General features: G+C 64.1%; 10 protein-coding genes and 1 pseudogene. 1 reads left to right on the plus strand and 10 read right to left on the minus strand.

Annotation, left to right across the window (positions count from 1 at the left end; genetic code table 11):
* Window positions 1-4: 4 nt before the first annotated feature.
* The 5 genes from HOP51_RS19445 to HOP51_RS19465 form a co-directional block, all read right to left on the minus strand.
* Window positions 5-2602, minus strand: coding sequence for a TRAP transporter permease (locus HOP51_RS19445; RefSeq protein WP_234275536.1), 2598 nt, complete (start codon window positions 2600-2602; stop codon window positions 5-7).
* A gap of 140 nt (window positions 2603-2742) precedes the next feature.
* The gene (locus HOP51_RS19450; RefSeq protein WP_234275537.1) at window positions 2743-3723 is read right to left on the minus strand and encodes a TAXI family TRAP transporter solute-binding subunit; all 981 of its coding nucleotides are present in this window, start codon (window positions 3721-3723) and stop codon (window positions 2743-2745) included.
* Window positions 3724-4023: 300 nt separating this feature from the next.
* Window positions 4024-5328, minus strand: coding sequence for a TRAP transporter large permease (locus HOP51_RS19455; protein WP_234275538.1), 1305 nt, complete (start codon window positions 5326-5328; stop codon window positions 4024-4026).
* A complete protein-coding gene (locus tag HOP51_RS19460; protein ID WP_159554065.1) occupies window positions 5318-5797 on the minus strand; it encodes a TRAP transporter small permease in 480 nt (159 codons plus the stop codon). The genes HOP51_RS19455 and HOP51_RS19460 overlap by 11 nt, the downstream gene beginning before the upstream one ends.
* 60 nt (window positions 5798-5857) lie before the next feature.
* A complete protein-coding gene (locus tag HOP51_RS19465; protein ID WP_234275539.1) occupies window positions 5858-6868 on the minus strand; it encodes a DctP family TRAP transporter solute-binding subunit in 1011 nt (336 codons plus the stop codon).
* 197 nt (window positions 6869-7065) lie between these two features.
* Here HOP51_RS19465 and HOP51_RS19470 point away from each other — a divergent pair, with 197 nt between their 5' ends.
* A complete protein-coding gene (locus tag HOP51_RS19470) occupies window positions 7066-7923 on the plus strand; it encodes a DMT family transporter (protein WP_234275540.1) in 858 nt (285 codons plus the stop codon).
* On the opposite strand, the gene HOP51_RS19475 is transcribed toward HOP51_RS19470, so the two are convergent.
* The 5 genes and pseudogenes from HOP51_RS19475 to HOP51_RS19495 form a co-directional block, all read right to left on the minus strand.
* Window positions 7909-8439: a DUF192 domain-containing protein gene (locus tag HOP51_RS19475; protein WP_234275541.1), complete on the minus strand. Its 531-nt coding sequence runs from the start codon at window positions 8437-8439 to the stop codon at window positions 7909-7911. The two genes, HOP51_RS19470 and HOP51_RS19475, sit on opposite strands and share 15 nt — an antisense overlap.
* The gene (locus HOP51_RS19480; protein ID WP_234275542.1) at window positions 8436-8573 is read right to left on the minus strand and encodes a hypothetical protein; all 138 of its coding nucleotides are present in this window, start codon (window positions 8571-8573) and stop codon (window positions 8436-8438) included. The genes HOP51_RS19475 and HOP51_RS19480 overlap by 4 nt, the downstream gene beginning before the upstream one ends.
* Window positions 8574-8979: 406 nt before the next feature.
* Window positions 8980-9669: pseudogene (gene modA, locus HOP51_RS21025) on the minus strand (molybdate ABC transporter substrate-binding protein); the annotation flags it as partial.
* A 95-nt stretch (window positions 9670-9764) separates the two neighbouring features.
* Entirely contained in the window at window positions 9765-10499 is a 735-nt protein-coding gene (locus HOP51_RS19490) for a GntR family transcriptional regulator (RefSeq protein ID WP_234275544.1), read from the minus strand.
* Between the two features lie 91 nt (window positions 10500-10590).
* A partial coding sequence (locus HOP51_RS19495; RefSeq protein WP_276574364.1) for a pyruvate kinase alpha/beta domain-containing protein occupies window positions 10591-10744 on the minus strand: 154 nt, incomplete at its 5' end.

Below are 10744 nucleotides of genomic sequence, written 5' to 3' on the forward strand. Positions count from 1 at the left end.
CTCCTCAAGCGGCATGGGCAGTCGATGGCTGCTGCTGGCGACGCCGACGCTGCAACAGCACCACCAGGCCGAACACCAGGAAGCCAGGGATCCACATCCACTCCTTGGCCCAGCGATCCACCGGCGCCAACACCTCGATGATCTCCTGGTCGAAGTCGAAGCCGAGATCCGCCGCCAGGCTGCCGAACTCGACGAAGTCGACGGTGGCCTGGTCGCCTTCCACCCACAGCTCCATACCCAGTCGTTCCATTCGCTCCTCGGCCGTGTCACCACGCGGTACCGGCACCAGCACGTAGGTGGTCATCGGATCGCCAAAGGCGTCCTCACCGGCGATCTGCACACGTAGCTGGCTGCCGTCGTCCACCGCTGCCAGCGCCTGAGCGAATTCTGCCGGGGGGATGGACTCATAGGGGTCGTGTATGCGGTCCATCCAGAAGGCGGGGCGGAACAGGGTGAAGGCAACGAGCAGCAGCAGGATAGACTCGTACCAACGGTTGCGCACCAGGAAGTAGCCCTGCGTGCCGGCAGCGAAGATCAGCATAGCGATGGTCGCTATGACGAAGATCACGATGCCCTGTCCCCATCCGACGTCGATCAACAGCAGGTCGGTATTGAAGATGAACAGAAATGGCAACGCCGCGGTACGCAGGCTGTAGTAGAACGCCTGGAAGCCAGTACGTAGCGGATCGCCGCCGGAAACCGCAGCAGCGGCGAACGAGGCCAACCCCACGGGGGGCGTCACGTCGGCCATGATGCCGAAGTAGAACACGAACAGATGCACCGCGATCAACGGCACGATCAGTCCGTTCTGCTGGCCCAGCAATACGATCACCGGAGCCATCAGGGCCGATACCACGATGTAGTTGGCGGTGGTGGGCAGGCCCATTCCGAGGATCAGGCTGAGAACGGCGGTCAGCAGCAGGATCAGCATCAGATTGCCCATGGCGAGTATCTCGACCACATCGGCGAGTACCAGGCCAACCCCGGTCTGCGACACCGCCCCGACCACGATACCGGCCGTCGCGGTGGCGATACCGATACCGATCATGTTGCGGGCACCCGCGACCAGGCCGTCCCACAAGTCGAGGAAGCCCTCCTTGATGTCCGCCGCAAGGCGGCTGCGGCCACGGAAGAAGGCAGTGATGGGGCGTTGGGTGATCATGATGAAGATCATGAACACCGTCGCCCAGAACGCCGACAAGCCCGGTGACAGACGCTCGACCATCAAGCACCAGACAAGCACGACGACCGGCAGAATGTAGTGCAGCCCCACCATGACCGTGGGTTTGGTTTGCGGCAACGTCACCACCTTTGAGGTGGGATCGTCGAGCTCAAGCTCAGGATAGTAAGAGCCGAGCTTGAGCAGCCCCACATAGACGACCGCCAGCACCATGCCGATCACCCAGGGCGTGGCATCGCCGAGCACCGGCTTGAGCCAACCGAGACCGTAGTAGACCGCGAACGACAGCGCCATTAGCAGGATCAGGCCGGTCAGGAAGCCGACCGCCTTGTTGAGGAAAGGACGTACCGGATTGCTCGACGGCAGCCCCTTCATGTCCGCCTTGAGCGCCTCGAGGTGGACGATGTAGATCAGTGCGATGTAGGAGATCACCGCCGGCAGAAAGGCATGCTTGATCACCTCGACATAGGGAATGCCGACATATTCGACCATCAGGAAGGCCGCCGCCCCCATCACCGGCGGCATGATCTGGCCGTTCACCGAAGAGGAGACTTCCACCGCGCCGGCCTTCTCGGCCGAGAATCCGACCCGCTTCATCATCGGGATGGTAAAGGTGCCGGTGGTCACCGTATTGGCGATGGAGGAGCCGGAGATCAGGCCGGTCATGCCGGAGGCAACGACGGCAGCCTTGGCCGGCCCACCCTTGTAGTGGCCAAGCAGCGAGAAAGCGACCTTGATGAAATAGTTGCCCGCCCCCGCCTTGTCGAGCAGGGCGCCGAACAGCACGAATAGGAAGACGAAACTGGTGGAGACCCCCAGCGCAATGCCGAATACCCCCTGGGCGGTCAGCCATTGGTGATTGATCAAGCCATACAGGCTGACTCCACGATGGGCCAGGATGCCCGGCATGTAGGGGCCGAACAGCGAGTAGAGAATGAACACCGAAGCGACGATCGCCAGTGGCGGCCCCAACGCGCGGCGGGTCGCCTCGAGCAGTACCACGATACCCACGACACCCACGATCACGTCCTGCAAGATCGGTGACCCCGGACGCTGGGAGAGTTCGGCATAGAACAGATAGATATAGGCGGCACAGAAGGCGCCCACCAGCCCGAGGACCCAGTCCTGCAGCGGAATGCGGTCACGCGGCGAGCGCTTGAGTGCCGGATAGGCCATGAATGCCAGGAAGGTGGCGAAGGCCAGGTGAATCGAACGCGCCTCGGTGGCGTTGAATACCCCGAAGCGGAACAGAAAAGGCAGCGGAGAAGCAATCCAGAGCTGGAACAGCGACCAGGCAGCCGCCACGCCGACCAGCAGCTTCCCCGGGACACCCAGCGGCTTGCGTGCCCCGGTGTCGCTCGAGGCCACCATATCCTCGAGGTCGGTCTCGGGCTTGTGTGGATTCGTCTTTTCGTCAGTCATTACCGTGTGCCCCACGATCGCTTTAGCTCTGAAAACTACCGGTTCCGAGAAGTCGGTTCATTCAAGGGTCAAAACGGATGCGCGGACCCTAGAGGGTCCGCGCATCTCTCCTGAGGGAATCTCTCCCCCTCAACGCCACATCACTCGATCCAGCCACGCTCACGATAGTAGCGAGCGGCACCGTCATGCAGCGGTGCGGTCAGGCCATCGGAGATCATGTCTTCCTCGTTGAGATTCTCGAACGCCGGGTGCAGGCGCTTGAAGCGATCGAAATTCTCGAACACCGCCTTGACGGTTTCGTAGACGACTTCCTCATCCGCGGCAGTGGAAGTGACGAAGGTTGCCGCAACGCCAAAGGTCTCGACGTCCTCGTCGTTGCCACGATACAGGCCGCCGGGGATGACCGAACGGGTGTAGTAGGGGTATTCCTCGACCAGGGCGTCGATCTCGTCACCGGTCACCGGCACGATGCGCGCATCGATGGTGGTGGTGGCCTCCTGGATGGAGCCATTGGGGTGGCCCACCACGTAGACCATGGCGTCGATGTTGTTGTCGGCGAGGGCCGCGGCCTGCTCGGCGGCATCCAACTGGGAAGCCAGCGAGAAAGTATTGGTGTCCCAACCCATCGCTTCCATCACCACGTTCATGGTGTTGCGCTGGCCGGAGCCGGGGTTGCCGATGTTGACGCGCTTGTCGGGGAAATCGGTGAAGTGCTCGATGCCGGAGTCGGCACGTGCCACCACGGTCAGCGGCTCGCCGTGCATGGTGAAGACGGCACGCATGTCTTCCCAGGCGCCGTCGGATTCGAAGTTATCCTCACCGTGGTAGGCACGGTACTGCACATCGGACTGCACCACGCCCATGTCGAGTTCGCCGCTGCGCATGCCGTTGACGTTGGCCACGGAACCGCCAGTGGACGGGGCGTTACAGCGAATGTTGTGCTCGTCGCTACCGCGATTCACCATGCGACAGACCGACTGACCCACCACGTAGTAGACGCCGGTTTGACCGCCGGTGCCGATGGTGATGAAGCGATCCTGCGCTACGGCCGGTGCAGAGAACATGGCGGCGCCCAGGAGCGCTCCCGAGAAGGCTGCCGCGGAGAAAGCATGGCGTTTCATTAACACACCTCTTTGACGTTATTGGCTAGCTGTCATTGCTGAAAGCAAGGTCCCTGAGTTGCCAGGCACTTGGCCTTTGGCTGCGGTTACCACCGCTCCCCTCTACTTTAACGAAAAAAACGTCGTGACGATGGGTCTTTTTCAACTGGCTTAATTCTAGTCATGTTTTTCGTTTAGCGATCGTTAATGCCTGCTGGGCATGACCCATGAGTGTACATAACCGCCACCGAATGAAGTGCCATGCGCTTGGCGAGCGCGCGTTGACCTTGTGAATCGACGAGCGCACCCTGGCCTCCGGGATCAGACGTTGTAGCCGAGTACCCTTGGCAACCACAGCGCGATCTCCGGAAAGGTCGCGACCAGCGCCAGGGCGCAGGCCATGGCCAGCACGAACAGTAGTGCCCAGCCTACGGTCTGCTCGAGGCGAATCTTGGCAATCTCGGTGGTGACCATCAGATTGACCGCCACCGGCGGCGTGAACTGACCGATGGCAATGTTCATCGCCAGCAGGATGCCGAACCACACCGGGTTCCAACCGAAGTGCTGCATCACCGGGATCAGGATCGGCATCATGATCAGATAGATCGAGATGGCATCGAGCAGCATGCCCGCCAGCAGCACCGCCAGCATGATCAGGATCAGCAGCAGCACGCCGCTGTCGGACAGGCCGATGATCCACTCCGCCAGGTGACGGAAGGTGCCGAGCATGGTGCCGGCCCAGGCGAAGATACCGGCCAAGGCGATGATCAGCATCACTACACCGGAGATCACCGCTGCTTCGCCGAATAGGCTCCACAAGTCGCGCCAACCGATTTCGCGGGTCAGGAACAGCCCGACCAGGGCGCCATAGGCCACCGCCACCACGGCCGCTTCAGTGGGCGTGAACAGTCCCGAGCGCAACCCGCCCAGAATCAGTACCGGGGCGAATAGCGCAGGCAATGCCTGCTTGAAGCTCTCCCTCACCTTCGGTCGCTCGGCGAGCGGCATGGCATTGCCCCCCTCCCAGCCGTACCGCCTGGAGACCAGCAGCGCCGGCACCAGCAGCGCCAGACCGGCGAGGATGCCGGGAAACAGCCCAGCGGCGAACAGTGCCCGCAGGTCGACCCCGGGCACCACGATGGAGTAGAGGATCAACGCCACCGAAGGCGGAATCAGGATCGCCGTGGAAGCGGAGGCGGCGATCAGCGTGGCCGAGAAGGGTTTGGGATAGCCCGCCTTGGTCATGCTCGGCAGCATCACCATGGCCACCGCGGCGGCATCCGCCGGACCGGAGCCACTCATGCCACCCATGATCATGCAGACCAGCACGGCCACCAGAGCCAGCCCGCCATGGCGCGGCCCGATCAGCGCCTGGGCGAAACGCACCAGGCGCAACGCCACCCCGGCGCGCTCGAAGATCAGTCCGGTCATGATGAACAGCGGAATGGCGATCAACGGATACTTGGCGATGCTGTTGTAGGTATTGGTGCCAAGCGTCGCCAGCATCGCCGGAGGCAGCCCCATGACGATGCCGACCGCACCGGCCAGCGCCAGCGAGAAGGCCACCGGCACGCCGGCGATCAACAGCCCGGCAAAGGCCAGGATCATCCAAAGATCAGGGCTCATCGTCGAGTCTCCCGCGCCAGCGATCGAGTATCTGCTGTGCCAACCGCACCAGCATGGTGGCCGAGAGCAGCGGCAGCCATAGCAGATACCACCACTGCGGCAGCCCAAGCCCCGGAGACAGCGACTCCCACTGATACTCCTGCCAGGTGAGCTTGGCACCGTACCAGGTGATCAGGCCCAGCACGGTGGCGCCGCACAGGCCCTGGAAAAGGATCAGGGCCCGCCGCGGGCCGGCCGGCAGGTGGCGCTCGAGCAGACCAATTCGAATATGGCCGTTACGGCGCAACGCGACCGAGGCACCGGCAAAGGTCAGCACCACCAGCAGGAACACCGAGAACTCTTCGGTGAAAGCCAGCGAGCCGCCGCTCACATAGCGTGTGATGACGTTACCCAGGCTGATCAGCGAAATGACGGCCAGCGCCAACGAGCCCAGCCAGCGCTCGGGCCTGGCATCGGGAGAGAATTTCATGACGGCCTCGCGATAGGGGCCCGGCTCCATTGGCGGAGCCGGGTCGGCGGGAAAGTGGACTCAGTGCTCCTCGATGGCCTGGCGTGCCGCTTCGACCAGTTCCGGACCGATGCGAGGAGCCCACTTCTCATGCACGCTCTGGGTGGCGTTGACGAAAGCGCGATGCTGCTCTTCGGTGAGTTCGGTGACTTGCACGCCACGCTCCTGGATGGCCACCAGGCGCTCGCTCTCCTGCTCGCGAGTCATGGCGATCTCCCACTCTCCGGCTTCGACGGCAGTCTCACGCAGGATCTCGCGCTGCTCCTCGGAGAGCGACTGCCATACCTGCTGGTTGACGGCGAAGATCAGCGGGTCGTTCATGTAGTTCCACAGGGTCAGGTGCTCCTGGCCCACCTGGTCGATGCGCGCCACGTCGAAGACCGAGAGCGGGTTCTCCTGGCCATCCACGGCACCCGTGGTCAATGCCGGCTGGGCATCGGTCCAACTCATCTGGGTAGGATCGGCACCCAGCGCGGTGAAGGTGTCCTGGAACAGCGGCGAGCCGACCACGCGGATCTTCAAGCCGTCGAGATCGCCGGGTTCGGTGATCGGACCGCGCGAGTTGGAGAGCTGGCGGAAGCCATTCTCGCCCCAGGCCAGCGGAATCACGCCGCGCGACTCGATGGCCGCGAAGACCATTTCGCCGGCCTCGCCGCCGGTCACGGCATCCACGGCCGCTTCGTCGGGCATGAAGAAAGGCAGCGAGAAGAGATTGAGCTCGGGTACCTGGGGCGACCAGTTGATGGTCGAGCCCACGGCCATGTCGATCAAACCGGAACGCATGGCGGAGAACTCACGGGTCTGGTCGCCGGCCACCAGCTGTGAGTTGGGGTAGACGCGCAGGGTGAGTTCGCCTCCGGTGCGTTCCTCCACCAGTTCGGCCCATTTCTCCGCCGCCTGGCCCCAGGGGAAGGCATCGGACAGCACGGTGGAAACGGAAAGCTCGCGTGCCTGCGCCGTGAGCGAAGCGGTCAGCACGGCGGCACCGGCCAAGGCCGCAGCGATACGGGTGATACGACTTGCTGAATTCATGACGTGTCCTTGCAGCTGATTAGGCCAGCTCCGACAGGGCCGGCCGTGATTATCGTTCTGGCGGGCATCGACGAGCATCGCCACGCCTCGACATTCTACGATGTCATGCGTTGAATGGTAGCCCGATAACGATATCGGGCGACGCGGAAGTTCTGGACTGCTACCCTCGCCTGGCCGAATTCATCGAGGAAGCCGACGTGCCACTGCGCGACCTGCTGCTGGGCCTAGTGATTGTGGCGATCTGGGCGCTGAACATCATCGTCATCAAGCTGGGCGTCACGGAGCTGCCACCGCTGTTGCTGACGACCTTGCGTTTCATTCTGGTCGCCGCCCTGCTGGTACCCTTTCATCCCGTCGCGCGCCACCAGTTGCCCTTCCTCATGCTGCTATCCGCAACTTTCGGCTCCCTGCACTTCGCCCTGCTGTTCATCGGCCTGGGTCAGGCCGAGGCCGGCACCGGCGCGTTGCTGGTGCAGATGGGTACACCCTTCGCCACCCTGCTGGCGGTGATCTTCCTCGGTGAGCGCCTGAGCGCCAAGCGCCTGGCGGGGCTCGTGCTCTCGTTCGGCGGCGTGGTCGTGCTGGCCGGCGGACCCAGCCTGCCCTCACCGCTGCCCATGGCTCTGCTGCTGCTCAGCGCCTTCGGCTGGGCGGTGTCGCAGCTATTGATCAAGAAAGGGCCCAATATCGCTCCCCTGGCATTGGCCGGATGGACGGCACTTCTCGCCGTGCCCCAGGTGGCACTCGGCTCCTGGTGGTTCGAGCACGATCACATGAACGCCATGGCAACGGCCGGCTGGTTCGGCTGGGGCGCAGTGTTCTACACCGCCGTGATGTCGTCGATCGTCGCCTACGGCCTGTGGTATGGCCTGCTGCGACGCCACCCGGTGAGCCGCCTGGCGCCGCTGAGCCTGTTGGTGCCGGCAGGCGCCGTGGTACTGGGCATCGTCCTGCTGGGAGAGGCGCTCAACGCCCATATCCTGATCGGCGGCGCCATGGTCCTCGCTGGCGTGGCGCTGATCGTGATCCGCTTCAGAGCCTTATTCGGCCGCTGACCGGCAGGCACTTTGGCGCCCAGGCCAGCTCACGCAGGCGCCCTCCTCGATACCGCGCGCCGCGAAGAAGCCGGCATTGACCTCCAGCGCCGCGTGGTAGGTGACTCCAGCCACGGTGACCGGGCAGTCGTAGGGGTTGTGCGACGTGCACGGTTGCATGGTATGCAGGGCGGCGATCCGCCCCTCGGCGTCGAGGAAGGCGATATCCAGCGGGATGCGGGTGCGGTACATCCAGAAACCACCCTGGGGCGGCTGGGCCTCCTGATAGAGGAACAGCATACCGGCCTCCGGGTCGAGGTGGTCGCGATCCATCAACCCCTTCTGGCGCTCGGCCGAGGTGCGCGCCAGCTCCACTTCCAGCCGGTAGCGCTCGTCGCCGGCATGAATCTCCAGCGGCACACGCTCAAGCGTCGAGGGCTCATCTGCAGTGGCAGGCCACGACCAGGCCATGGACAGTAGTGCCAGCATGATGATGCTCGCCAGCCCCCCACCGTTCGATACTCGAACTCGGATCATGTCGCCATCTCCTTGTCGGGCTTGCTCTCGACGGTCCGCTTTCCCCGATGCAGCACCACGTCGGAATCGGGCAGGTACCAGCTCACGCGCTGTCCCGGCGTACAGGCATCGAGACCCTGTGCTACCTCGAGCATGAGCGATCCCCACTGTAGCCGACGCCCATCAGGGGCCGCCACCACCCGTCCCTCGAACAGGTTGTGGCGATCCAGCAGCCGTGCCACCTCGGCGTTGGCCGGGCGACGAAAGAGCGTCTCGGCATCGCCCTCCTGCAGGCTCCTTCCTCCATGCAGCACGCAGAGCCGGTCGGCAAGGGCGACCGCCTCGTCCAGGTCGTGAGTGACCAGCAGGACGGGGATGCGAATCTGCTCGCGTAGCCGGGACAGTTCGCGCTGCAACCGGCGGCGGGTCACCTGGTCCACGGCTGAAAATGGCTCGTCGAGCAGCAGTGCCCGGGGCTCGCATGCCAGCGCTCGCGCCAATGCCACCCGCTGCCGCTGCCCACCGGAGAGCTACGCCGGATAGCCCGGCGTCCTTGACCAGCGCCATGCGCTGCACCAGCGGCTCGTGCCAGGCTTCGGGAATCAACAGGAAATCGCCGCGCTCGGCCAGCGGCGGTGCCAGTACCAGCGACTCGGCCACCAGGCCGCCGCGCGCCTCGTCGGAAAGGGCGAACTGGGCCGCCTGGGAGACGTTCTCGCCAAATATGCGCAGTGGCGTAGTGGTCTCCCATAGCCCGGCCTGCTCGAGCACCTGACGCGCCGCCACCCCGTAGGGAGCATGCTCGGGGTTGGCCAGGGCAATGCGCTGCCGCCCTTCTCCCCGTTCGAACCCGGCCAGAGCCTCCTGCACGCCGGCAAGCGGCGCCTCGGCGGATGGTAGGTCGCCACGCCCGGCCCGCTGCAGCCAGACCAGCCGGCCCACGGCATAGACCTCGCTCTCGTCCTCCAGCAGACCGACCTCCTCCAGAGCCTTGACGTTGATTTCGTCGGCCGAGAGGAACACCTCGAACGGCGCGTCCTGCTGGATCTGGCGCCGAAAGTTGCCTGAAGCGCCGTAGTTGACGCGCACGCTGTGCCCCGTCTCGGCCTCGAACGCCTCCAGCAGTTCAGGGAAGACGAACTGCAACGACGAGGCCGCGGCGACGATCGGCGACGTTGCCTGAACCGGGCTCCACGTCAAGACCAGACAGACGGCTACCAGCCAGCGGGGGCAAAATTTCATCGTGAGCATCCCAGGCGCAGGAAATGACGTGACGGCATTGTCATTCAGCGGCTGCGGCCGGTAAAGCCGGCCAAAGGCGGTACCACCCCCAAGACATCATGGAATCAGGAGGCAACATCCTCGCGCTGTCCGAGGATCGCCATCAGGTCGATGCGTGTTTCGCGAGTGGTCAGATCGAGCAGCCCTTCCAGCGCCTGGAGGTGATCGTGAACGCAGCGCCGCGCCGCTTCGCCGTCGCCGCTGCGCAGGTGAGCGAGCAGCGCCGGATGATCCTCGGCCAGATAGCAGCTTGCCAGGCCGGCGCGCTTGTACAGTGCGATGACGATGGAGGTACGCAGGATCAAGTCGGTCAGCATCGCTCCAAGCACGCGATTGGGCGAGTGCTCGGCGAGCAGGTGATGGACGGCCAGTGAGCGCTCGATACGCTCAGGCTCGTTGCCACGAGCATGGGCCTCGGCCTCCTGCTCGACCAGCGTGGCGATGTTCGCCAGCAGCTCGTCGTCGAGCCGGCCGGCCAGCAGTGCCGCTACTTCGCCTTCCACCAAGCGACGGGCGGCGAAGGTTTCGCGGGTCTCCTCGATGCTCGGCGCGCGTACCCGAGCCACCTGGTTGGGCTGCTGGCTGACGACATGATCGGCCGCCAGCCGGGTCAGCGCCTTGCGTACCACCGAGCGGCTGACACTGAATATCTCGCCCAGCGCTACCTCCGGCAGCCGCGTGCCGGGCGGCAGGCGCTGGGTCAGCACGGCAGTGCGTACCTTGTCGACGATGAAGCGGTCGCTGATCCGTCCCCCGCCCCGCGTCTCGGCGGCAATCTCGTCCTGCCAGGTAGTGCTCATGAGTCGACCTCGTCTCCCTCGTTCATGAGCCTACCTTCGCATGTTTCCCCGACTCTGGCCACACGAGCACCCGCCTTCTGTATACAAAACCTCAACCCTGAGAGTGTTTCTCGGAGACATCCAATATCTTCAGGGTATTGGTTCCACCGTGGGCGTTCATGTGGTCGCCCCGGGTCAGAATGACATGATCTCCCGGTTCGGCAATCCCCTGTTCCACCAGCAGCGAAAGCGCCCGGTCGTTGAGC

This window comes from Billgrantia zhangzhouensis (genome assembly GCF_021404465.1).
In the GTDB taxonomy this organism is placed as follows: domain Bacteria; phylum Pseudomonadota; class Gammaproteobacteria; order Pseudomonadales; family Halomonadaceae; genus Halomonas; species Halomonas zhangzhouensis.